We start from the raw sequence: 23,334 nt of genomic DNA on the forward strand, positions 1-23,334 counted from the left end.
GGAGCCCCCACCATGACGAACCTGGCCATCGCGGCGAACGGGCTGCGCAAGTCCTACGGCGACAAGCTCGTGCTCGACGGAGTCGACCTGGCCGTCCCCGAGGGGACGATCCTCTCCCTCCTCGGCCCGAACGGCGCCGGCAAGACCACCGTCGTCAAGATCCTCTCCACCCTCGTCTCCGCCGACGGCGGCCACGCCCGGGTGGCCGGCCACGACCTGGCCGCCGACCCGCAGGCGATCCGCGCGGCCATCGGCGTCACCGGCCAGTTCTCCGCCGTGGACGGCCTGATCACCGGCGAGGAGAACATGCTCCTGATGGCGGACCTGCACCACCTGACCAGGAACGAGGGGCGACGGGTCACCGCCGAGCTGCTGGAGCGCTTCGACCTCGTCGAGGCCGCCAGGAAGCCCGCCTCCACCTACTCCGGCGGCATGAGGCGCCGCCTCGACATCGCCATGACCCTGGTCGGCAGCCCGCGGATCATCTTCCTCGACGAGCCGACCACCGGCCTCGACCCGCGCTCCCGCCACACCATGTGGCAGATCATCCGCGAGCTCGTCACCAGCGGCGTCACCGTCCTGCTCACCACCCAGTACCTGGAGGAGGCCGACGAACTCGCCGACCGCGTCGCCGTCCTCACCAACGGCACCATCGCCGCGGAGGGCACCGCCGACGAGCTCAAGCGCCTCATCCCCGGCGGACACGTCCGCCTCCGCTTCACCGACCCGGCCGCCTACCAGCACGCCGCCACCGCCCTGCGCGAGGTCACGCGGGACGACGAGGCGCTCTCCCTCCAGATCCCCAGCGACGGCAGCCAACGCGAACTGCGCTCCCTGCTCGACTGGCTGGACGCCGCCGGCGTCGAGGCCGACGAACTGACCGTGCACACGCCCGACCTCGACGACGTCTTCTTCGCCCTCACCAGCGACACCCCCGGCGCCCCCGGCGCCCCCGGCACCACCGGCGCCCCCGGCACGACCGTCCCCGCCCAGTCCAAGGAGACCGCCCGATGAGCACCCTCTCCCTCGCCGTCCGCGACTCGTCCACGATGCTGCGCCGCAACCTCCTCCACGCCCGGCGCTACCCCTCCCTCACCCTGAACCTGCTGCTCACGCCGATCATGCTGCTGCTGCTCTTCGTCTACGTCTTCGGCGACACGATGAGCTCGGGCATCGGCGGCGGCCCTCCCGACCGCTCCGCCTACATCGCCTACGTCGTCCCCGGCCTCCTGCTGATGACCATCGGCAGCACCGTGATCGGCACCGCCGTGTCCGTCGCCAACGACATGACCGAGGGCATCGTCGCCCGCTTCCGCACGATGGCGATCCACCGCCCCTCCGTGCTCGTCGGACACGTCCTCGGCAGCGTGCTCCAGTCCATCGCCAGCGTGGTCCTCGTCGGCGCCGTCGCCGTGGCCATCGGCTTCCGCTCCACCGACGCCACCGCCTTGGAGTGGCTGGCGGCCTTCGGGCTGCTCGCGCTCTTCGCCCTGGCGCTCACCTGGATCGCCGTCGGCATGGGCCTGGTCAGCCCGAACGCCGAGGCGGCCAGCAACAACGCGACACCCCTGATCCTGCTGCCGCTCCTGTCCAGCGCCTTCGTGCCGGTGGACGCGATGCCGGGCTGGTTCCAGCCGGTCGCCGAGTACCAGCCGTTCACCCCCGCCACCGAGACCCTGCGCGGCCTGCTCCTCGGCACCGAGATCGGCGGCAGCGGATGGCTCGCCCTCGCCTGGTGCCTCGGCCTCGCGGTGCTCGGCTACCTCTGGTCGACCTCGACGTTCAACCGCGACCCGAAGTAGGCGCCGTGGCAGCGCGGGACCTCCCGCACCCCTCCGGCCCTCCCCTCCCGCCTCCGGGGCGGCGCGCACCGACACCGCGTCGGAGCACGCCGCCCCGTCGGCTTCCTCGGACGAACGAGTGAGGTTGCCACGCAAACGGGTGCGACCCCGGCGGAGGTCCCGCCGCCCCGCTCCGGAGTGGGGAGGGTGGGGGTGCGGAGAGCGGGGAGGTGGCGCGGGGCACGGCCGGCCTCCCGCCCCTCCTCCTTCCCCTTCTCCCCCACCCTGCCGCCCACCACCGGAAGGACTCCGGCATGACGTCACACCGCAGCAACTCCCGCCTCCCACGCCACCTGGCAGTCCGCGGCCCGGCGGTCGCGCTGGCCGTGGCCGCCCCCGTCGCCCTGGCGGCGGTCGCGGCCACGCCCGCTCAGGCCCAGGACACCGCGTGGACCCTGGAGGTGCTCGGGGCCCACTACCTCCCGGACGAGGGGACGCTGAGCCTCGTCGTCGTCGGCGAGTGCCCGGCCGGGGAGCGGGAGACCCTGACGTTCGAGGGCAGGGGCGTGGACGACGCGGACCTGTCGCCGCGCGAGACCACCCTCTTCTGCGGGCCCGAGGGCACGTACAACGACCGGCTGGAGTGGGAGGACGCCCCCGAGTCCGTGTGGGGCGAGGGCAAGCCGCTGTTCTGGAGCGCGGTGATCGCCGGCACGGACGACCCCGAGCTGGAGGAGTTCGGCACCGAGATCATCTTCTGAAGGGCGCCCGGGGGCCCGAGGGCTCCCGGGACCCCGGAGGACGAGGCACGCCGACGATCCGCCGGGCCGTCTCCGTACACTGCCGCCCATGGCATGCCGCATCAGTGAGCTGATCCTCGACGCCGCCGACGCCGAGCGGCTCGCCACGTTCTGGAGCGAGGTCCTCGGCTACGTCGAACTCGACCGGGAGGAGGACGGCAGCATCGCGATCGGGCCGCCCGACGCCGGTTTCGGCGGCCCGCAGCCCATCCTCATCCTCAGCCCCAGCGACGATCCGCGGCCCACGAAGCTCCGTCTGCACATCGACGTCAACCCCACCGACCGCGAGCAGGACGCCGAGTTGGAGCGGCTGCTCGCGCTCGGCGCCACGCCCGCCGACGTCGGACAGACCGGCGAGGAGAGCTGGCACGTCCTGGCCGACCCGGAGGGCAACGAGTTCTGCCTCCTGCGCACCCGGCTCCAGCCACTCTGACCGCACGCGGCGCGTGGGCCGGGAGAGGGAGTCCGGGAGTCGGCGGACGACGTAGGCGTGCCTACGCCGTCGGCGTCGGAAGGGTGCGTGGGACTGCTGGGACAAGTCACCACGTAGAGCAGCGGGTTCACCACGTACGAGCGCTTACATAACGATCCGATACCCGCTACGGTGGTTGCGGGAGCGCTCCCACGACACGCCTGTACGAACCGGCGACGGGCCGCCGGACACCGGTCAGACGTTCGTCCGTGGGCCGGTGCCGTCGGCTGTCCATCGCGGGCAGACGACCCTTCTCGAGGAGAACTCCGTGAGCATTCGATCGACCGACCGAAGAGCCGCCCCGGCCGGCGGAGGCCGGAAGGCCAGGAAGATCCGCCTCCTGAGCGTGCTCGGTGCGGGACTGCTGGGTCTCGTGATCGCGTCCCTCCCCACCCCCGCCTCCGCGCACGGCGCGACCACCCTGCCCGGCTCGCGCACCTACCTGTGCTACCTGGACCTCCAGCGCAACAGCTCCACCCAGATGCCGGCCAACCCCGCCTGCGCCGACGCGGTGCGGCAGAACGGCACGGGCCCGCTGTACAACTGGTTCGCCGTGCTCGACTCCAACGGCGGCGGCAGGACCACCGGATACATTCCCGACGGCACCCTGTGCAGCGGTGGCAACCGTGGCCCCTTCAACTTCTCGGCGTACAACGCGGCCCGCACCGACTGGCCCGTCACGCACCTGACCTCCGGCCAGAGCATCGAGCTCCAGCACAGCAACTGGGCGCACCACCCCGGTAGGTTCAACGTCTACATCACGAAGAACGGTTGGTCCCCCACCTCGCAGCTCCGCTGGAGTGACCTGGAGCAGATCAGCAGCGTGACCAACCCGCCGCAGCGCGGCTCCGTCGGCTCCGACGGCGGTCACTACTACTGGAACGTCCAGCTGCCGCCCCGCTCCGGCCAGCACATCGTCTACGTGCACTGGATCCGCTCCGACAGCCAGGAGAACTTCTACTCCTGCTCCGACGTCGTCTTCGACGGCGGCAACGGCCAGGTCACGTACGGCAACGGCCAGACCATGAGCGCGGAGGACGTCGCCGCGGCGGCCGAGCAGGCCCAGGTGTCGGCCCCGGCCGACTACGCCGAGGGCGCGCACTCCGACCACGCGCACCACGCCTCGACCGCGTCCGGCTCCTCGGCCTCCGCCGCGGTGCTCGACGCCGTCCGCGGGGTCCTGCCGAGCTGGCTGCGATGACCCCTCTCGGCCGCCGGGGCTGACCCCTCCGCAGCTCCGGGGCCGAGACCCCGGCCTCCCGGCGGGCACGACCGTGCCGGGAGGCCCGCACCGTCTCGTTGGCCGAACGCCCACGCCCGACGGGCCGCCCGACGGGGTCCACGGCCCGTCGGGCGTGGCGTTTCCCGGCGTTAGGCTGGGGCCATGCCGCCGTCCCGCACGCCCCGTAGCTCCGGGCGGCGACGGCCCGCCGCCGGTTCGAGGGGCGCCGGGTTCAGGGGCGCGGCGGGGCGGGGACGGGCCGCCGCCTCGACGGGCAGGTCAGCGGGCACGTCCGCGTCGCGGCCGAGGCCGGGGCCGACGTCGACCGCCGACCGCCGGGTCGAGGTCGTCTTCGCGCCCGGCCTGGAGCAGCTCGTCCGGGAGGAGCTGACCGCGCGGCTCGGCCACCCGCGCGCGGTGCGCCCCGTCCCCGGCCGTGACGACTCCCTCTTCTTCGACTACGCCGACTCCTGGCGCCGCCTGCTGGACCTGGGCACCGTCGTCGCCCCGTTCGCCGTCCTGCCCTTCGCCGTGCCGCGCCCGAAGTCCCTGCTCAGCGGCGAGCACCTGGCGCGGCTCGCCCACACCCTGCGCGCGGTGCGGCGGATCAACGCCGACGCGCCGCCCGCGTCGTTCCGCTTCGAGGCGGCGGGCCGCGACTCCTCCGTCTTCCAGCGGCTGGGCGAGGAGCTGGCCGCCGCCAGCGGGCTGCGCCACGTCCCCGGCGAGGGCGACCTGCCGCTGCGCTTCCGCCGCGCCGTTCACCCGGACCATCCGAGGGACGGCTGGGAGGTGCTGGTCAGGCTCTCGACGCGGCCCCTGTCCGACCGCCCCTGGCGGGTGCGGGACGTGCCGGGCGCGGCGGGCGCGCCCATCGCGCGGGCGATGGCGCTGCTGACCCGTCCCGTGCCGCGCGACCGGGTCGTGAACCTGATGTGCGGCTCGGGCACGCTGCTGGTCGAGCGGCTGCTGGCGGCCCCGGCGCGGCGGGCGGTCGCGGTCGACGCCGACGCCGCCGTCCTCGACGCCTGCGCGGCGAACCTCGCGGCGGCGGGGCTCGCCGACGCCGTGACGGTGGCGGAGGCGGACATCCGCGAGCCGGGGCGGGCGTGGGAGGCGTCGGGGCCGTTCGACGTCGTCCTGGCCGACCCGCCGTGGGGCACGCTGGTCGGCGACCACGCGCGCAACGAGGCGCTGCACCTGGCGCTGCTGGAGCGGGCGCACGCGGTGGCGGCGCCGGGCGCGCGGCTGGCGGTCCTCACCCACGAGGTGCGGCAGATGGAACGCTGCCTCGCCGCGACGGGGCGGCTGTGGGAGCCGGTCGGCGAGACGCGGGTCTTCCAGAAGGGGCACCACCCGCGGATCTACCTGCTGCGCGCGCGGCACGGCGAGCGGCACGGCGGCGGCGCGGCGTAACGGGGCGTGGACGGCGCGCGGGCCGTCACGGCCTGCGGCCCGTCAGCCGCCGCAGGCGGCGCGCAGCGCGGTGAACCACGCCAGGTACTGGTCGTGGACGGCGCGGCCCATGACGCGCAGCTGGGAGTCGTCGGAGTTCTCCAGATGGGTGAAGTTGGCGCTGCCGGTGTAGACGCGCGGCACGGTGTCGTCGTCGTAGTGGCCGTCGATCAGCATCACCTTGGCGTGCGGGCGCACCTCGTGGCCTTCGGAGACCGTGTAGCGGCAGGGGGTGAGCTGGATGCGCTGGCCGCCGGAGGCCGTCCGGTTCAGCACGGCGAGCGGCTCGGGCTCGATGCCGCCGGCCGCGTGGACGATCTCGATCCGGCAGTTCTCCCCGCGCAGCCGGAGGAGTTCCTCCGCGATGGCCGTCCGGTGCTGGGTGAAGGCGGAGACGACCAGGCGGACGGCGGTCTGGCGGGTGACGCCGGCCTCGTCCTGGTAGGTGCAGCCGACGCCGCGCAGCACGTTGACGATGGGGTCGCCCGTGCCCTGGGCGCGGGGGTAGAAGTGGGCGCGGTGGGTGGTGCCGGTGGGGGTGGTCCACCAGTAGTCGGGGTCGACCGGGACGGTCCTGCCGCGCTGGAGGTCGGTGAAGTGGGTGAGGTAGCCGGCGTAGGAGGTGGGGTCGGCGAAGGTGTAGGCGTCGTTGTAGGAGTTGTGGACGTACCAGTCGTTGAGGTTGGACGAGCTCTGGAAGACGACGTCCTCGTGGACGACGCCGCCCGGCAGGACGACGCGGGAGAGGAGGGCGAACTTCTCGTGTGAGTAGTTCCGCGCGATGCAGCCGCGCCCGCTGCCGCAGCCGACGACCCAGGAGCGGGCGGACTCGTCGTGACCGAGGGCGGCGTCGAGCGCGTCGTGGAAGGGTTCGTTGCCGGCGGAGGTGTTGAGGATGACGCGGACGCCGACGCCGCGGTCGTGGGCGGCGACCAGGCTGTTCAGCACCCGCTGGGGGTAGCCGCTGGGGCCGGCCTGGAACTCGAACATCGCGAAGTGGATCCGCTCGCCCGCGGGGACCGCGTCGAGGAGGCCGACGAGCTGGTCGAAGACGGCCGTCTGGGCGGCGGTCGGCGTGCCGCTGCCGGGGCCGGCGGCCGGGTCGTTGAAGACGGGGCCGTTCATGACGACGGCCGGCGCGGCCGAGGTCCCGCTGGTCGGCGCCGTCTCCCCGGGCGCCTCGGGCGCCTTCCCGGACGTCTCCCCGGGCTGGGCCGCCGGACCTCGTCCGGCGGCCGGGGGCCCGGCCGCGAGCGACGCCGCCAGCAGCGTCGCCACCACGCAGAGCAACGCCACGACCGACGGCACCCGCCGCCCGGTCACGCCACGCGAGGAGCCACCGCTCATCGTCCGCCTCCCACAGAACCGGCCGTGCACGCCGCCTAGTTGGCATGTGCATTACCCAGCGAAGGCGGTGGGGACGCGGAAACCCCGAGGCTGCCGGGGCTGAGTGTCGCAAGAAAGACACAATGCTGGCCGACGGGGGCGGAGTGTCGGTGGCACTGCGTAGTCTGCCTGAGCAACCGCCTCACATGGCGGTGTGAGCGAGCCGAGAGAGGACCAGCACGTGAGCGTCAACTTGTCCAAGGGTCAGGCCATCAGCCTGCAGAAGTCCGACGGGGGGACCCTGACCGCGGTACGCATGGGGCTCGGCTGGCAGGCGGCACCGCGCCGCGGCCTCTTCGGGTCGCGCACCCGCGAGATCGACCTCGACGCCTCGGCCGTGCTCTTCGCCGACCGGCAGGCCGTGGACGTCGTCTTCTTCCAGCACCTGGTGAGCGACGACGGCTCCGTGCGCCACACCGGTGACAACCTGGTCGGCGGCGCGGGGCAGGGCGGGGACGACGAGGCGATCCTCGTCGACCTCCAGCGCATCCCCGTCCACATCAACCAGATCGTCTTCACGGTGAACTCCTTCACCGGCCAGTCCTTCGCCGAGGTGCAGAACGCCTTCTGCCGCCTGGTCGACGAGACCAACGGCCAGGAGCTCGCCCGGTACACGCTGACCGGCGGCGGCCCGTACACGGCCCAGATCATGGCCAAGGTCGGCCGGAACGGCACCGGGTGGACGATGACCGCCATCGGCGAGCCGGCCAACGGACGGACCTTCCAGGACCTTCTGCCCGCGCTCGTTCCGCACCTCTAGGCGGTGCGGCACTGATGACGGCCGAGCTGATCCGGGGGCAGAACCACCCCCTCCCCGACACCCGGCTGGAGATCCGCGTGTCGGCCCCCACGCCCCTCGTCGCCGGCGCGACGCTCAACGACGAGCAGTGGCGGATGCGGGACGCGTCGTGGATCGCGCACCCGGCCTCGCCCCAGCTCCCCGGTCTCGAGGTCTCCCGGCAGGCCGCCGCCGCCCACCGCCTCGCCGTGGACCTCGGCGCCCTCCCCGAGGCCGTGCACCGGGTGAACGTCCTGCTCTCCCTGCCCACGGTGCCGGGTTCGCCGCCCAGCTTCGGTTCGCTCGCGGCGCCCTTCGTCGCCGTCACGGGCCTGGACGGCGCCGAGATCGCGAGCTACACGATCACGGACCTCGCCGCGGAGTCCGCCGTCGTGGCGATCGAGCTCTACCGCAGGCAGGACGCGTGGAAGGTGCGCGCCGTCGGCCAGGGGTACGCGGGCGGGCTCGCGGCCATGCTCCACGACCAGGGCCTGCCGCAGGCCCAGGAGCTCGCCGCCACGATCAACGACGCGGTGGCCAGCGGCATGGCCCGCTCGATCGCGCCCCCTCCCTCCTCCGGGGAGCGGGACAGGACCCGGCACACCGCGCCCGTCGGCGGCGGCACCGGCGCCGACACGGCCGCGGCGAGTCCGTCGGGGGCCTCGGGCGCCTCGGGCTCGCCGGCCACGGGTGGCCGCATCAACTACCAGCACCCACGGCGCGCCGCGGCTCCACCTCCGCCGCCCAGCGCTCCCCCGCCCCCGCCGGGCGCCCCGTCGGGCGCGCCGCCGAACGGGCAGCCGTCCCCGGCTCCCGGCGCCGCGCCGCAGCCCGTCGCGGGCGACGCCTCCGGCTGGAGCATGGAGGAGCGGCTGTACAACCAGGTCTGGGGCATGTTCGAGGACCTGGCCCGCTCGGGCGCCGCGTACCGCAGCGCCGTCGCGTTCGCCGACTCCCGCCTGGACCAGGAGCTGGACCGGCTGCTGTCCGACCCGCGGACGCGGGTCGGCCCCACGGCGGAGGCGGCCCGCGCCGAGGCCCGCGCCCGGCACGGCCAGCTCGCCGACCAGGCGCGCGCCGTCTTCGACCGGGACCTCGCCCAGCTCGTGGCCGAGATCGAGGTCGTCGAGCCGGCCCTGCCGCCGGCCCTGGCGCGGTGGGACAGCGCGGCCTGGCGGACGTACGAGGTGCCCCGCGAGGCGCCGATGGCGCTGCGGCTGGGCGACCTCAGCCTGCCGGAGCACGCCCCGGGCCTGCGCATCCCCATGCTGGTGCGGCTGCCGCTCCACCGCGGCCTGTGGATCGACAGCGGCCGGCACGGCGGCCGTTCCGTGGAGTCGGCGCTGATCGACTCCGACGAGCTGCGACGCCTCGCCGCCGAGACGGCCACGGCGCTCGCGGCCCGCCTGGTGGCGGTCCACCCCGTCGACGCGTTCACGGTCCACGTGATCGACCCGGCGGGCTCGGCGGCCCGGTCGTTGGCGCCGCTGGTGGAGTCGGGCGCGCTGCGCGAGCCGCCGGCCGCGGGCGCGGCCGGGGTCAGCGAGGTGCTGGCGCGGCTGACGCAGCGGGTGGACCTGGTGCAGATGGCGGTGCGCAGCGGCGCGGGAGACGCGCTGCCGCCGGACCTCGACACCGCCGAGCAGCTGCTCATCGTCCACGACTTCCCGCACGGCTTCGACGACCGCTCGGTCACCCAGCTGCGGTATCTGGCGGACGAGGGGCCCTCGGTCGGGGTGCACCTGATGATGGTGGCCGACCGCGAGGACGCCAGCGCGTACGGGCCGATCCTCGACCCGCTGTGGCGTGCGCTGCTGCGCGTCACGCCGGTGCCGGACGACCACCTGGCCGACCCGTGGGTGGGTCACGCCTGGACGTACGAGCCGCCGCTGCCGCCGCCGGGCGACGCGGTGCTCGCCTGGGTGCTGCGCCAGCACGCGGCGGCCCGCCTGCCGTAGGCGCGGCGCGTTCGTCCCCCCGAGGGCCCCGTCGCCCGGTCGGCCTCCACCGGCCGGGCGGCGGGGCCCTCGGCGGCTCGCCCTCGGCGGCTCGCCCTTGGCAGCTCGGGCTCGACGGCTCACGCCGGTGGCTCGCCCCGGGCGCTCGGCGCTCAGCCCGACGGCCTCCCGCTCCCGACTTCCCCACCCTCCCCACGCCTCACCGGCTCCCCACCGGCGTGCGCCTCGTCGCGTTCGTCGGCTCCGCACTCTGGCGGACGCGCGTAGACCTCCGGCATCATCGTCGTGCACCACCCCGTACCGCCTGCCTGATCCCCCACAACTCCCCCACCTCGCAGGAGGTTTCCGTGGTCTTCCCGCGTCCCTCGCGCCCCGTGCGGGCGCGCTCCGCGCTCTCCGTGCTCGCCTCCCTCGCGCTGGCCGCCGGCGCGCTGCTCGCCGGCTCCGGCTCCGCCTCCGCCGCGCCGACCGCGTCCGTGTCCGCGACCGCGACCGCGTCGTCGGCGGAGACGGTCGTGCCGCTCCAGACGAAGATCAGCCACTCGCAGGCCACCTCGATGTTCCGGGCGTCCGGCATCACCTGGTCCTCCTCGGGCGGCTGCTCCGACCGCAACAACCCGACCTGCACCTCGTTCGAGCAGCTCAACCTCATGTCGGCCCAGGGCGCCCAGACCCTGAAGAGCGCCAGCGGCTGCGCGCTGAACATCACCGGCGGCACCGAGACCGGCCACGCCGGCGGCACCTACAGCCACTGGAACGGCTACAAGCTGGACTACTCCCTCAGCTCCTGCGTCAACGGCTACATCACCGGCAGCTTCACCTACATCGGCCAGCGCGGCGACGGCGCCGCCCTCTACGAGTCCGGCTCGGGCAACATCTACGCCCGCGAGAGCAACCACTGGGACGTCACCTACTACAACTGCGGGGGCTGCTGACCGGCTGACGGCCCCCGCCGACAGCCGTTCACGACCCTTGCGCGAACGAGCGGGAGCCGTGCAGTCTCTCGCCTGACGCGGGCCGCGTGCGCTCGGCCCGCGCGCCGCGAGAGGAACACGTCGATGTCGCCGTACGGCCAGTCAGGTCCTGCCCCCGACCCTCTCGATCCCCTCGGCCCGCTCGGCCCGCTCGACCCCGAGCCCTACGACGTGTTCCTCTCCGGCCTCCTCTTCTGGGACCTCGCCTTCACCGGCCTGCCCACCCCGCCCACCCCCGGCGCCGAGGTGTGGTCGGACGGCATGGGCACCTCCCCGGGCGGCATCGCGAACTTCGCCGTGGCCCTCGCCCGCCTCGGCCTGCGCACCTGCCTGGCGACCTCGTTCGGCGACGACCTGCCCGGCGAGCACTGCTGGCGCGCCCTCGCCGACGGCGAGGGCGTCGACCTCTCCCGTTCCCGCCGCTTCTCCGGCTGGCCCACCCCGGTGACCGTCGCGCTCGCCTACGACGGCGACCGCGCCCTCGTCACCCACGGCCGCCCGCCGCCCCTCGACGCCGACGAGCTGGTCGGGCAGCCGCCGCCCAGCCGCGCCGCCGTCGTCCACCTCACGCCCGAGCCGCTCGCGTGGCTGGCCACGGCCCGCTCCGCCGGCACGCGGATCTTCGCCGACGTCGGGTGGGACTCCCACGGCAGCCCGGACCGCGCCGTGCTCGACCAGCTCGCGCTCTGCGACGTCTTCATGCCGAACGCCCGCGAGGCCATGGGCTACACCCGCACCAGCAGCGTCGCCGCGGCCCTGGCGAAGCTCGCGGAGCGCGTGCCGCTCGCCGTCGTCACCTGCGGCGCGGACGGCGTCCACGCGGTGGACGCCACCACGGGGGAACGCGCTCACGTGCCCGCCGTGCGGGTGGGCCGGGCCGTCGACACCACCGGCGCGGGCGACGTCTTCGGCGCCGCGCTCGTCGCCGCCACGCTCCACCCCGGCGACTGGCCGCTGGCGACGCGGCTGCGTTTCGCCGCGCTGTGCGCCGGGCTGTCCGTGGGCCGGCCGGGCGGCGCGGCGGCGGCGCCCGACCTGGTCCGGATCGCCCGCTGGTGGCGGGAGGTCCGCGCCCGCGACGGCGATCCCGAGCCGCGCCGCGCCTACGCGTTCCTCGACGCCCTTCCCCTGCCCGCGCTCCCGACCCCCGGGGCGGCCGAACCGGCCGATGACGCGGCCACGGCCCGCGTCGCCCCCACCCACCCAGAGGCTGTCTCGCCATCCCCGGTGGATCAGGGAGCGGCGTCCTGCGGCTTCTCCCCCACGCCGCTTTGCGGCGCGGGGGCGCCCCCAGCAAGGCGGGGAGGGAGTCAGCCTCGCAGGCTGGCGACCGACGACAACGCAGCATGGGGGCACCTCCCGGACCCCGCCAGGGGTCTGGGGGAGGGAGTCGCAGGACGTCGCGAGCCCGCCGGGGATGACGAGGCGGCCTCTAGTCTGACGACGGCGAACGCGACGGACGGCGAACGAGGGACACGCATGGCACCGACAGCACACCCGACGGGCGCGACGACCCGCCTGACGATCCTCGGCGGCGGCGGCTTCCGCGTCCCGCTGGTCCACGCCGCGCTGCTCGCCGACCCCCACCGGCAGATCACCCACCTCACCCTCCACGACACCGACGCGGGCCGGCTCGCCGCCGTCCGCGCCGTCCTCGCCGGCCAGGCCCTGGCCGCCACCGCCAGCCCCACCGCCAGCGCCGGCGCCCGCCCCGGCCCCGAGATCACCGCCACCACCGACCTCGACGAGGCCCTGCGCGGCGCCGACTTCGTCTTCTCCGCGATCCGCGTCGGCGGCCTTGCCGGCCGCGCCGCCGACGAGCGCGTCGCGCTCGCCGAGGGCGTCCTCGGCCAGGAGACCGTCGGAGCCGGCGGCATCGCCTACGGCCTGCGCACCGTCCCCGTCGCCACCGACATCGCCCGCCGCGTCGCCCGCCTCGCGCCCGACGCCTGGGTCATCAACTTCACCAACCCCGCCGGCCTGGTCACCGAGGCCATGTCCCGCGTACTGGGCGACCGCGTCGTCGGCATCTGCGACTCCCCCGTGGGCCTGGGTCGCCGCGCCGCCCGCGCCGCCGGCGTCGACCCCGACGCCGTCCGCCTCGACTACGTCGGCCTGAACCACCTCGGCTGGCTGCGCGGCCTCCACGTCGCCGGCCGCGACGTGCTGCCGGGGCTGCTCGCCGACACCGCCGCCCTCACCTCCTTCGAGGAGGGCCGCCTCTTCGGCCCCGACTGGCTGCGCGCGCTCGGCGCCCTCCCCAACGAGTACCTGCACTACTACTACTTCGCCCGCGAGACGGTCGCCGCCCACCGCGCCGCCGAGCGGACCCGCGGCGCGTTCCTCCACGAGCAGCAGACCCGTTTCTACGCGGCCACCCACCCCGACCCCGAGGCGGCGCTGCGCGCCTGGGACGCCACGCGGGCCGAGCGGGAGGCCACGTACATGGCGGAGAACCGCGAGGCCGCCGACGCCGGGGAACGCGACCCCTCGGACCTGGAGTCCGGCGGCTACGAGGGGGTAGCACTGGCTCTGATGCGCGCCATCGCCACGAACGAGCCCACCCGCCTCATCCTCAACGTGCGCAACCGCACCACGCTGACGGCCCTCGACGCCGACGCCGTCGTCGAGGTCCCCTGCCTCGTCGACGCCTCCGGCGCCCGCCCCCTCGCCACCGACCCCCTCCCGCCCTACGCGACGGGCCTGGTCACCGCCGTCAAGGCCGTCGAGCGGCAGGTCATGGCCGCCGCCGAGACCGGCTCCCGCGCCGCCGCGGTCCGCGCCTTCGCCCTCCACCCCCTCGTGGACTCCGTCCACGTCGCCACCCGCCTCACCGACGCGTACGCCGACGCCCACCCCGGCCTCGCCCACCTGCGCGGTCAGCAGTCAGCCGTTAGGAGCCGTTGATGCACGACGAACGCCGCCGGATCGAGGCCCGGACCCACCGCCTCCTCACCCAGCGCATCCGCCCCGCGATCCACGCCGACAGCCGCCCCCTCACGCTCCACGCCTGGCAGGTGCCGGGCGAGCCGGTGCCGTTCGCCGAGGCCGCCGACCCGGCCACGCCGTACGAGCCGTTCGGCGTCGGCACCCCGTGGGGGCCGCCGTGGGGCACCACGTGGATCAGGGCAGTGGGCGAGGTGCCGGCCGCGTGGGCCGGGCGCCGCGTCGAGGCGGTGTTCGACCTCGGCTTCGACGGCAAGGGCCCCGGCTTCCAGGCGGAGGCCCTGGTCCACACCCTCGACGGCACCGTGCTGAAGGCCGTCAACCCGCAGAACCAGTACGTCGCGGTCGCGAACCCGGCGCGCGGCGGCGAGGAGGTCGCCTACCTCCTGGAGGCCGCCTCCAACCCCGACATCCTCGCCGACGACTTCGCCCGGCCCACGCCGCTCGGCGACCCGGCGACCGCCGGCAGCGCCCCGCTCTACACCTTCGCCCGCGCCGACCTCGCCGTCCTCGACGAGGAGGTGTTCCACCTCGCGCTCGATGTCGAGGTGCTGCTGGAGCTGGCGTTGGAGCTCTCCGACGCCGAGCCGCGCCGCCACGAGATCCTCCGCGCCCTCGACCGCGCGATGGACCTGCTCGACCTCGACGACGTCGCCGGCAGCGCCGCCGCCGTCCGCGCCGCGCTGCGCGAGCCGCTCTCGCGCCCCGCCCACGCCAGCGCCCACGCCCTGTCGGCCGTCGGCCACGCCCACATCGACAGCGCCTGGCTGTGGCCGATCCGCGAGACGAAGCGGAAGTCGGCCCGCACGTTCGCGAACGTGACGGCGCTGGCCGAGGAGTACCCCGAGTTCCTCTTCGCCTGCTCGCAGGCCCAGCAGTACGCGTGGGTCAAGGAGAACCACCCGCAGGTCTACGAGCGGATCCGCGAGGCCGTGCGGAACGGCCAGTGGGCGCCGGTCGGCGGCATGTGGGTGGAGGCCGACGGCAACCTGCCCGGCGGCGAGGCCCTGGCGCGCCAGCTCGTCCACGGCAAGCGCTTCTTCCTCGACGAGTTCGGCGTCGAGACCCGCGGCGTGTGGCTGCCCGACTCCTTCGGGTACACCGCGGCCTACCCGCAGCTGGCGCGCCTGGCCGGCATGGAGTGGTTCCTCACGCAGAAGATCTCGTGGAACCAGACGAACAAGCACCCCCACCACACCTTCTGGTGGGAGGGCATCGACGGCTCCCGCGTCTTCACGCACTTCCCCCCGATCGACACCTACAACGCGACGTTCTCGGGGCGGGAGATGGCCCACGCCGTCCGCAACTACCAGGACAAGGGGCGCGGCACGCGCTCACTGGCGCCGTTCGGTCACGGCGACGGCGGTGGCGGACCCACCCGGGAGATGCTGGAGCGCGCCCGCCGGCTGGCCGACCTGGAGGGCTCGGCGACGGTGAGGATCGAGCACCCCGACGCGTTCTTCGCCGCCGCGCGCGAGGAGTACGAGGACGCGCCGGTCTGGCGCGGCGAGCTGTACCTGGAGCTGCACCGCGCCACGTACACCTCGCAGGCCCGCACCAAGCAGGGCAACCGGCGCAGCGAGCACCTCGCCCGCGAGGCGGAGCTGTGGGCCGCGACCGCGGCCGTCCGCGTCCCGGGATACGCGTATCCCTACGAGGAGTTGGACCGCCTGTGGAAGGCGATCCTGCTCCACCAGTTCCACGACATCCTGCCGGGCAGCTCCATCTCGTGGGTGCACCAGGAGGCCGAGGCGGCGTACGCGCGCATCGCGGAGGAGCTGAACACCCTCACCGCCGGCGCGCTGACGGCCCTGGCCTCGCTGTCCCCGGGCGAGGAGGCCCTCGCCGTCCACAACACGAGCCCGTACCCGCGCACCGAGGTCGTCGACCTCCCGGGCGGCGCGCCCGCCCTCGCCACCGTCCCCGCCTCCGCCGCGGCGACCGTGGCCCCCGGCCCCGAGCCGGCCGCCACGTCCGCCACCCAGCCCGCCGCCCGGCCCGCGCCCGCGTCCGGTCTCGACCCCGTCTCCGTCACCGGCCTCACCCTGGCCAACGGCCTGGTCCGCGTCGAGTTCGCCCCGGACGGCACCCTCGCCTCGGTCCGCGACCTCGCCGCCGACCGCGAGGTCCTGGCCCCCGGCGCGGCCGGCAACCTGCTGCGCCTCCACACCGACCTCCCCAACTACTGGGACGCCTGGGACATCGACAAGCACTACCAGCACCGCTACACCGACCTCCGCGAGGCCGACGCGGTGACCGTCACGGAGAAGGGCCCGCTGCGCGCGACGGTCCAGGTCGTGCGCTCCTTCGGCCGCGGCTCCCGCGTCACCCAGTCCGTCACCCTCCGCGCCGGCTCCCGCCGCGTCGACGTCCACACCGAGATCGACTGGCACGAGCAGGAGAAGATCCTCAAGGCCGCGTTCCCCCTCGACCTCCACGCCGAACGGTCCTCCGCGGAGATCCAGTTCGGCCACGTCCAGCGGCCCACCCACACCAACACCAGCTGGGACGCGGCCCGTTTCGAGGTCTCCGGCCACCGCTGGGTCCACGTCGGCGAGGCCGGGTACGGCGTGGCGATCCTCAACGACGCCACCTACGGCCACGACGTCTCGCGCACCACGCGGGAGGACGGCGGCACGACGACCACCGTCCGCCTGAGCCTGGTCCGCGCCCCCCGCGTCCCCGACCCCGTCGCCGACCAGGGCCGCCACGCGTTCACCTACGCGCTGCTGCCCGGCGCCACCGTCGCCGACGCGGTCGCCGAGGGCTACGCCCTGAACCTGCCGCTGCGCGTCGCGCCGGGCACCGACCAACCGCCGCTCGTCACCAGCGAGAACCCGGCCGTGACCATCGAGTCCGTCAAGCTCGCCGACGACCGCTCGGGCGACGTCGTCGTCCGCCTCTACGAGTCCCTCGGCGGGCGCGCCACCACGACCCTCCACACCACCTTCCCCGTCACCGGGGCGACCGTGACCGACCTCCTCGAACGCCCCCTGCCCGACGCCCCGGCCCTGGACACCGCCCGCGTCGCCCTCCGCCCGTTCCAGATCCTGACCGTGCGCCTGCGCCGCGTGCCCTAAAGGCTGTTCCGCAATCCCTGGTGGATCAGGGAGCGGCGTCCTGGGGCTTCGATTGCAAGGCGGAGGAGGGAGTCAGCCTTGCAGGCTGGCGACCGACGACAACGCGGCAAGGGAAGTCGCGGGGCGTCGCGAGCCCGCCAGGGATTGCGGGACAGCCTTTAGGCCCGTCCGGCGCACTCCCGCCACCGCCAACGCGTTGAGGCGGCGGGCCCCGCGTGTTACGAAGGTCCGGGTTCGCACGGTTGACGTGACGGCGGTGGGCGGAAAGGGAGGGCCGTATGGGACTCGCGGCACGCGGGGCGCTGGTGAGGCTACGGGCCATGGAGCCGGAGGACGGCGAGGCGCTGTGGCGGTGGAACCACGACGCCGAGGTGATGCGCTGGATGAACGACGGGTACGCCGAGTCGCTGGCGCGGGTCAGCCACCGGATGGAGAACCGGGCGCCCGCCACGTACGGGGACGTGATCTACGGCGTCGAGGTGCTCGCCGACGGCCGGCTCGTCGGCCTGGTGCGGCTGCGCGACGCCGAGCCGGAGACCGGCTGCGCCGAGTTGGACGTCTATCTCGGCGAGAAGGACTCCTGGGGCCACGGGTACGCCACGGACGCCGTGCGCGCGATGTGCCGCTACGGCTTCGACAAGATGCGGCTGCACAAGATCTCGCTGGACGTCGTCACGGAGAACCACGCCGCCCGCCGCGTCTACGAGAAGGTCGGCTTCGTCGAGGAAGGCCGGCTGCGGAAGGTCTTCCGGCGGGACGGCGCGTGGTACGACATGATCGTGATGGGCCTGTTCGAGGAGGAGTTGCGCGACGCGGCCGGCTCCTGAGCCGGCGCAGCTCCCGAGCCGGCGGCCGGGCCCGCGAGCCACGGTCGCGCTCGGTCAACGGCCGACGGGCCGCAGCAGGGCCCAGGCCGTCATCAGCGCCGCGACGGCGAGCATGCCGAGGCCGGAGAGCAGGTTGATGTGCTCCTCGTCCTCGCCGGCCAGCGCGGTCGCGGTCAGGACCGCGCCGTAGAGCGCGAGCAGCGCGGCGATGACGTGGCGGACGTCGAACGCCCGCCGGCCGTCCGGGGGCGGGGTGCCGTCGGGGGTGCCCGCGGGGGCGTCCGTGGGGGTGTCGTCGGTCATGGGCGGTGGCCTGCCTTTCCCTCCGTCAGGGGACTCATCCGAAGATGATGTTGAAGAGGACCGCGAGCGCCAGGGCGATGCCGGCCAGCAGCCCGGGGCGCCGGTACCAGCCGGCGTCCGCGCCCGTCGTCGCGGCGCGGCGGCTCTCGCGCGGGGTCAGCGCGTAGACGAGGCCGACGAGCTCGGCGTCGGAGCGCGGCCGGGTCCGGAGGCTGACGGCGACGCTGACGGCGATGTCGACGACGAACGCCACGCCCGCGCCGAGGAAGCTGGCGCCCTGGTCGCCGAGGTCCCCGGTCGCGTCGGCCCGGTGGAGCAGGAAGACCGTCAGGGCCGAGAGCATGCCGCACACCAGCCCGAGCCAGCCCGCCGTCGGGGTCATGCGGCGCCAGAACATGCCGAGGATGAAGGTGGCGAAGAGCGGGGCGTTGAAGATCGAGAAGAGCTGCTGGAGGTAGTCCATCAGGTTGGCGTAGCCGGCGGCGATGGCGGCGGTGCCGACCGCCGCGAGGGTGGCGCCGACCGTGACCCAGCGGCCCATCCGCAGGTAGTAGTCGTCGGGCCGGTCGCGCGCGACGTAGCCCTGCCACAGGTCGTAGGTGAAGACGGTGTTGAACGAGCTGAGGTTGGCCGCCATGCCCGCCATGAAGGAGGCCAGGAGGCCGGCGAGCGCCACGCCGAGCATCCCGTTGGGCAGCAGGTCCCGCATGAGGAGCAGCAGCGCGTCGTTGTAGTCGATGTCCCCGCCCGTCTCCTCGCCGCGCTTGTAGGCGGCGAGTTCCGGCACGTGGACGGCCGCGATCATGCCGGGGATGACGACGACGAACGGGATGAGCAGCTTCGGGAAGGCGCCGATGATCGGGGTGCGCTGGGCGGCGGACATGCTGCGGGAGGCCATGGCGCGCTGCACCTCGACGAAGTTCGTGGTCCAGTAGCCGAAGGAGAGCACGAAGCCGAGGCCGAAGACGAGGCCGACGACGCTGAGGAGGCTGTTGTCGAAGCCGGTCAGCTCGCTGCCGGGCCAGGCGGTGAGCTGTTCCCCGCCGCCGGGCCCGTCGCTGACGCGGTCGACGAGGCCGTCCCAGCCGCCGACGCGGTGCAGGCCCGCGAGGGTCAACGGCAGCAGACCGGCGACAATGACGAAGAACTGGAGCACCTCGTTGTAGATCGCGGCCGAGAGGCCGCCGGCCGCCGTGTAGGCGAGCACGATCGCGGCGGCCGTCAGCATCGACACCCACAGCGGCCAGCCGAGGAGGGCGTTGACGATGCTGGCGAGGAGGTAGAGGTTGATGCCGGCGATGAGGATCTGGGCGACGGCGAAGCTGATGCCGTTGACGAGGTGGGCCGGCGGTCCGAAGCGGCGGAGCATGAACTCGGGGACGCTGCGCACCTTCGAGCCGTAGTAGAACGGCATCATCACGATGCCGAGGAAGAGCATCGCGGGGACGGCGCCGATCCAGAAGTAGTGCATGGTCGGCATGCCGTACTCGGCGCCGTTGGCCGACATGCCGATGACCTCGATGGCCCCGAGGTTGGCGGCGATGAAGGCGAGGCCCGTCACCCAGGCGGGGAGGGAGCGTCCCGAGAGGAAGAAGTCGAGGCTGGTGGCGATCCGCCGCCGGGCGGCGTAGCCGATGCCGAGGACGAACGCGAAGTAGAACGCGAGCAGCACGTAGTCGAGGGCGTTCGCGTCGAGGCGCAGCTGCTCCTGTGCCAGCTCGGTGACCATGGCCGCCGCGTACCCGACCGCAACGGCGCGAAACGGTACGAGATGCGCTTTCCACGCATTATCCCTACCGTGGACCTACCCGGGAGGGTCGCGTTCCGGACCATCCCGGACCACGCGGGGCACGGGAGGTGTAAACACGCCGTCCCTGCGCACTCGTTGGTCATGAACGGCTGGAGCGTGCTGCTCGTGGTCGTCGGCTACCAGGTCGTGGCGTTGCTGGCGGCGAGGGCGGCGTACGGAGTGCAACGTGCCCGTGTCATCACGCGGGAGGCGCGGTGGCACGAACGTGTGGGCGCGGGCCCCACGGTCGGAGTCCCCCTGGGCGAGGGCCCGCTGGACGATCCCGCGGTCGATCCCGCGGACGACCCCGCGGACGACCCCGTCGAACGCTTCGAGGACACGGACGGGGCGAGCGTCGCCACCGCGGCCTTCCTCTTCGGGCTGGCCTGGCCCGTCACGGTGCCGGCGTACGGCCTCTACTGGTGCGCGCGGTTCGTGATCACGGCGAACCCGCCGCTGACGGAGGTCGAGCGCGAACAGCGGATCGCGGAACGGGGACGGCGGATACGGGTGTTGGAGGAGGAGTTGGAACGTGAGGTGGAGCGGGGGTTGAAGACCCTGGACCGGCTGGAGGACTAGGACGTTCCGCTTGCGGTCGGCCACTGTCGGCGAGGGGGCGCTGGCGCTAGCGTCGAGTCCATGTCCTCTCACAGACGGTGGAGTTGGTGTGTGGCCGCGGTGTTGGTGGCGGCGGCGGTGGGGTGTTCGTCGTCCGGAACGGACGACGGGGACGGACCGGGCCCGGGCGGGACGAACGGCTCGGAGACCGGCGGGGCCGGGAGCGGGCTGACGAGGGCGCTGGAGCGGCTGCCGGCCGAGCAGCCGCTCCCCTTCTCCGTGAGCTACGTGGACGCGGAGCGGGTCAACGCGCTCCTCGCCGCCGACCCCGAGCGCTTCGCCTTCTCCGCGTACCTCGGCACGCCGCTGCTCCAGGCGCTGGCCACGCCGGACCACCTCTTCGGCCTCGACCGGGAGAACGCCGAGTTCGCGGTGAACTTCGGCCCCTCCTCGACGTACGGGTACTGGCGGGGAGCCTTCGACCCCGAGGCGATCGGCCGGGACCTCGCGGCCGACGACTTCGAGGAACGCGAGGGGGTGTGGGTCAGGGAGAGCGACGGGGTGACCCTGCGGCTGGCCGCCGAGGAGATCGCGTGGTCGGTGGAGGACGACGGCACGCTCCCCCCGTCCGAGGAGGACGGCGGCGCCGGCGCCACCCTCGCCGACGACGCGGACTACGGGTGGCTGACCGAGTGCCTGGGCGAGGACGCCCACCGCGTGGAGATCACGCAACGCGAGCCGGGCGAACGCGTCGCGCTGCGGGGCATCGGCCTGCTGGCGCCCCTGGACGACCCCGGCGCCTCCTCGTCGCGGATCTGCGTCGTGACCGAGAGCCCGGACGCGGCCGGGGAGCTCGCGGACGAGGTGCGCGCGCTGCTCGCCGAGGAGCCCGAGCGGTACGCCGACGCCACCGTGGACGCCTCGGACGACCACGTGTGGATCACCGTGCCGGACGGCCCCGAGCGCGCGTCGGGCTGGCTCCTCACCGACGACCTCGACATGCTGCTGCTGGTCAGCTGACCCGGTCCGCCCCCGGCCGCGCCGGCCCCTCACCCCGCCGCGCCGGCTCCTCACCCCGCCGCGCCGGCTCCTCGCCCCGCCGCACCGCCCGGTCACGGGCCGCCCACTCCGGATGGTGGAGGTCGAAGGCCGGGGACTCGGAGCGGATGCGCGGCAGCGTCGTGAAGTTGTGCCGTGGCGGCGGGCAGGACGTCGCCCACTCCAGCGAGCGGCCGTAGCCCCACGGGTCGTCCACCTCGATCCGTGGGGCGTGGCGGGCGGTCCACCACACGTTGTAGACGAACGGGAGCGTCGACAGGCCCAGCAGGAACGCCCCGATGCTGGAGACGGTGTTGAGCGCCGTGAAGCCGTCGGCCGCGAGGTAGTCGGCGTAGCGGCGCGGCATGCCCTCGGCCCCGAGCCAGTGGTGGACGAGGAAGGTGCCGTGGAAGCCGACGAACAGCGTCCAGAAGTGGATCCGGCCCAGCCGCTCGTCGAGCATCGTCCCCGTGATCTTCGGCCACCAGAAGTGGAAGCCGGCGAACATCGCGAAGACGACCGTCCCGAAGACGACGTAGTGGAAGTGGCCGACGACGAAGTAGGTGTCGGTGACGTGGAAGTCCAGCGGCGGTGCGGCCAGGATGACGCCGGTCAGGCCCCCGAAGAGGAACGTGACGAGGAAGCCGATCGACCACAGCATCGGCGTCTCGAAGCTGAGCGAGCCGCCGGCCATCGTGCCGATCCAGTTGAAGAACTTCACCCCGGTCGGGACCGCGATCAGGAAGGACAGCAGCGAGAAGAACGGCAGCAGCACCGCGCCCGTGGCGAACATGTGGTGCGCCCAGACCGTCATCGACAACCCCGCGATGACGATGGTCGCCGCGACGAGCCCGAAGTACCCGAAGATCGGCTTCCGCGAGAACACCGGGACGATCTCGGAGATGATGCCGAAGAACGGCAGCGCGATGATGTACACCTCCGGGTGGCCGAAGAACCAGAAGAGGTGCTGCCACAGCAGCGCGCCGCCGTTGGCGGAGTCGAAGACGTGGGCGCCGAGCGAGCGGTCGGCCTCCAGCGCGAACAGCGTCGCGGCCAGCACGGGGAACGCCATCAGGACCAGCACGCTGGTCAGCAGCACGTTCCAGGTGAAGATCGGCATCCGGAACATCGTCATGCCCGGGGCGCGCATGCAGATGATCGTGGTGATGAAGTTGACCGCGCCGAGGATCGTGCCGAAGCCGGAGAAGGACAGGCCCATGATCCACAGGTCGGGGCCCATGCCGGGCGAGTGCACGGCCCCGTTCAGGGGCGCGTAGGCGAACCAGCCGAAGCTGGCCGCGCCCTGCGGGGCGAGGAGGGAGCCGACGACCAGCGCGCCGCCGAAGAGGAACAGCCAGTACGCCAGGGCGTTCAGGCGCGGGAACGCCACGTCGGGCGCGCCGATCTGCAACGGCATGACGAGGTTGGTGAAGCCCGCGAAGAGGGGCGTGGCGAAGAGCAGCATCATGACCGTGCCGTGGAGCGTGAACGCCTGGTTGTACTGCTCGGCGGAGACCAGCTGCATGCCGGGCCTGGCCAGCTCGGCGCGCATCACCAGGGCCAGCGCGCCGGCCACGAGGAAGAAACCGAAGGAGGTCGCGATGTAGAGGGTCGCGATCTGCTTGTGGTCGGTGGTGGTGAGCCAGCCCACGAGGGCGCGGCCGGGGGTCCTGGCCCCGCCGGGGCCCGGCCACGACGGCGTCCGCTCGCGCGGCGGGGGCGTCCCGGTCACGGTGGCCATGAGCGTCCTTCCTCGGGGGCTGCGCCGCGGGCTCGTCGTCCTCGGCCCGCGTCGTCGCCCGTTGTAGTGGTGCGGGCGGGCGCGGGCGGGGGATTGGCTCCTTCGTGGGCGTTGCCGTGCCGGGCGTTGCCGTGGTGGGCGTTGCCGTGGTGGGCGTTGCCGGGCCCGTGCCCGTAGCATGGCTACACACCGCAACGATCTCCAGGACGACCAGGACAGCGAGAAG

18 protein-coding genes and 1 pseudogene are annotated in these 23,334 nt (G+C 73.8%); 15 read left to right on the forward strand and 4 right to left on the reverse strand.

Translation table 11 applies throughout. The features are described 5' to 3' along the window. The first annotated feature begins 12 nt into the window (after positions 1 to 12). The 6 genes from ACTWP5_RS00080 (at position 13) to ACTWP5_RS00105 (ending at position 5,691) form a co-directional block, all read left to right on the forward strand. Entirely contained in the window at positions 13 to 1,014 is a 1,002-nt protein-coding gene (locus tag ACTWP5_RS00080) for an ATP-binding cassette domain-containing protein (RefSeq protein ID WP_443218539.1), read from the forward strand. Then, positions 1,011 to 1,802: an ABC transporter permease gene (locus ACTWP5_RS00085; protein WP_443218540.1), complete on the forward strand. Its 792-nt coding sequence runs from the start codon at positions 1,011 to 1,013 to the stop codon at positions 1,800 to 1,802. The genes ACTWP5_RS00080 and ACTWP5_RS00085 overlap by 4 nt, the downstream gene beginning before the upstream one ends. 293 nt (positions 1,803 to 2,095) lie before the next feature. Continuing rightward, positions 2,096 to 2,542: a hypothetical protein gene (locus tag ACTWP5_RS00090; RefSeq protein ID WP_443218541.1), complete on the forward strand. Its 447-nt coding sequence runs from the start codon at positions 2,096 to 2,098 to the stop codon at positions 2,540 to 2,542. An 88-nt stretch (positions 2,543 to 2,630) separates the two neighbouring features. Next, on the forward strand, positions 2,631 to 3,014 hold the full coding sequence (locus tag ACTWP5_RS00095) for a VOC family protein (protein ID WP_443218542.1): 384 nt from the start codon (positions 2,631 to 2,633) through the stop codon (positions 3,012 to 3,014). A gap of 370 nt (positions 3,015 to 3,384) precedes the next feature. Continuing rightward, a complete protein-coding gene (locus ACTWP5_RS00100) occupies positions 3,385 to 4,254 on the forward strand; it encodes a lytic polysaccharide monooxygenase auxiliary activity family 9 protein (RefSeq protein ID WP_443218908.1) in 870 nt (289 codons plus the stop codon). A gap of 183 nt (positions 4,255 to 4,437) precedes the next feature. After that, entirely contained in the window at positions 4,438 to 5,691 is a 1,254-nt protein-coding gene (locus ACTWP5_RS00105; protein WP_443218543.1) for an RsmD family RNA methyltransferase, read from the forward strand. A gap of 42 nt (positions 5,692 to 5,733) precedes the next feature. On the opposite strand, the gene ACTWP5_RS00110 is transcribed toward ACTWP5_RS00105, so the two are convergent. Then, positions 5,734 to 7,077: a phospholipase D-like domain-containing protein gene (locus ACTWP5_RS00110; protein ID WP_443218544.1), complete on the reverse strand. Its 1,344-nt coding sequence runs from the start codon at positions 7,075 to 7,077 to the stop codon at positions 5,734 to 5,736. 220 nt (positions 7,078 to 7,297) lie between these two features. Between ACTWP5_RS00110 and ACTWP5_RS00115 the strand changes: the two genes are divergently transcribed. The 7 genes and pseudogenes from ACTWP5_RS00115 to ACTWP5_RS00145 all read left to right on the forward strand — a co-directional run bounded on the left by ACTWP5_RS00115 (position 7,298) and on the right by ACTWP5_RS00145 (position 17,679). Further along, positions 7,298 to 7,876 (forward strand): TerD family protein, encoded by a 579-nt coding sequence (locus tag ACTWP5_RS00115; protein ID WP_443218545.1) that lies wholly within the window; start codon positions 7,298 to 7,300, stop codon positions 7,874 to 7,876. Positions 7,877 to 7,890: 14 nt separating this feature from the next. Beyond that, the gene (locus tag ACTWP5_RS00120; RefSeq protein WP_443218546.1) at positions 7,891 to 9,852 is read left to right on the forward strand and encodes a TerD family protein; all 1,962 of its coding nucleotides are present in this window, start codon (positions 7,891 to 7,893) and stop codon (positions 9,850 to 9,852) included. Positions 9,853 to 10,226: 374 nt separating this feature from the next. Further along, positions 10,227 to 10,787, forward strand: a complete 561-nt coding sequence (locus tag ACTWP5_RS00125; protein WP_443218909.1) for a hypothetical protein — start codon at positions 10,227 to 10,229, stop codon at positions 10,785 to 10,787. A 300-nt stretch (positions 10,788 to 11,087) separates the two neighbouring features. Continuing rightward, positions 11,088 to 11,798: pseudogene (locus tag ACTWP5_RS00130) on the forward strand (carbohydrate kinase family protein); the annotation flags it as partial. A 507-nt stretch (positions 11,799 to 12,305) separates the two neighbouring features. Further along, the gene (locus ACTWP5_RS00135) at positions 12,306 to 13,733 is read left to right on the forward strand and encodes a 6-phospho-beta-glucosidase (RefSeq protein WP_443218910.1); all 1,428 of its coding nucleotides are present in this window, start codon (positions 12,306 to 12,308) and stop codon (positions 13,731 to 13,733) included. Continuing rightward, the gene (locus tag ACTWP5_RS00140) at positions 13,733 to 16,852 is read left to right on the forward strand and encodes an alpha-mannosidase (RefSeq protein ID WP_443218547.1); all 3,120 of its coding nucleotides are present in this window, start codon (positions 13,733 to 13,735) and stop codon (positions 16,850 to 16,852) included. Before ACTWP5_RS00135 ends, ACTWP5_RS00140 begins: the two co-directional genes overlap by 1 nt. Before the next feature lie 278 nt (positions 16,853 to 17,130). Continuing rightward, the gene (locus tag ACTWP5_RS00145; RefSeq protein WP_443218548.1) at positions 17,131 to 17,679 is read left to right on the forward strand and encodes a GNAT family N-acetyltransferase; all 549 of its coding nucleotides are present in this window, start codon (positions 17,131 to 17,133) and stop codon (positions 17,677 to 17,679) included. A gap of 54 nt (positions 17,680 to 17,733) precedes the next feature. Here the strand turns inward: ACTWP5_RS00145 and ACTWP5_RS00150 are convergent, their stop codons facing one another. Together ACTWP5_RS00150 and ACTWP5_RS00155 are read right to left on the reverse strand one after the other, a co-directional pair. Continuing rightward, positions 17,734 to 17,982, reverse strand: coding sequence for a hypothetical protein (locus ACTWP5_RS00150; protein ID WP_443218549.1), 249 nt, complete (start codon positions 17,980 to 17,982; stop codon positions 17,734 to 17,736). A 34-nt stretch (positions 17,983 to 18,016) separates the two neighbouring features. Next, a complete protein-coding gene (locus ACTWP5_RS00155; RefSeq protein WP_443218550.1) occupies positions 18,017 to 19,711 on the reverse strand; it encodes a sodium:solute symporter family protein in 1,695 nt (564 codons plus the stop codon). 162 nt (positions 19,712 to 19,873) lie between these two features. Here ACTWP5_RS00155 and ACTWP5_RS00160 point away from each other — a divergent pair, with 162 nt between their 5' ends. Both ACTWP5_RS00160 and ACTWP5_RS00165 read left to right on the forward strand, forming a co-directional pair. Continuing rightward, positions 19,874 to 20,350, forward strand: a complete 477-nt coding sequence (locus ACTWP5_RS00160) for a hypothetical protein (RefSeq protein ID WP_443218551.1) — start codon at positions 19,874 to 19,876, stop codon at positions 20,348 to 20,350. Positions 20,351 to 20,410: 60 nt separating this feature from the next. Next, positions 20,411 to 21,349, forward strand: a complete 939-nt coding sequence (locus ACTWP5_RS00165) for a hypothetical protein (RefSeq protein ID WP_443218552.1) — start codon at positions 20,411 to 20,413, stop codon at positions 21,347 to 21,349. On the opposite strand, the gene ctaD is transcribed toward ACTWP5_RS00165, so the two are convergent. Beyond that, the gene (ctaD, locus tag ACTWP5_RS00170; RefSeq protein ID WP_443218553.1) at positions 21,342 to 23,108 is read right to left on the reverse strand and encodes an aa3-type cytochrome oxidase subunit I; all 1,767 of its coding nucleotides are present in this window, start codon (positions 23,106 to 23,108) and stop codon (positions 21,342 to 21,344) included. The genes ACTWP5_RS00165 and ctaD overlap by 8 nt on opposite strands. Between the last annotated feature and the right edge of the window lie 226 nt (positions 23,109 to 23,334).

The organism is Streptomyces sp. 4N509B, from assembly GCF_052245655.1.
Classification (GTDB): Bacteria; Actinomycetota; Actinomycetes; order Streptomycetales; family Streptomycetaceae; genus Streptomyces.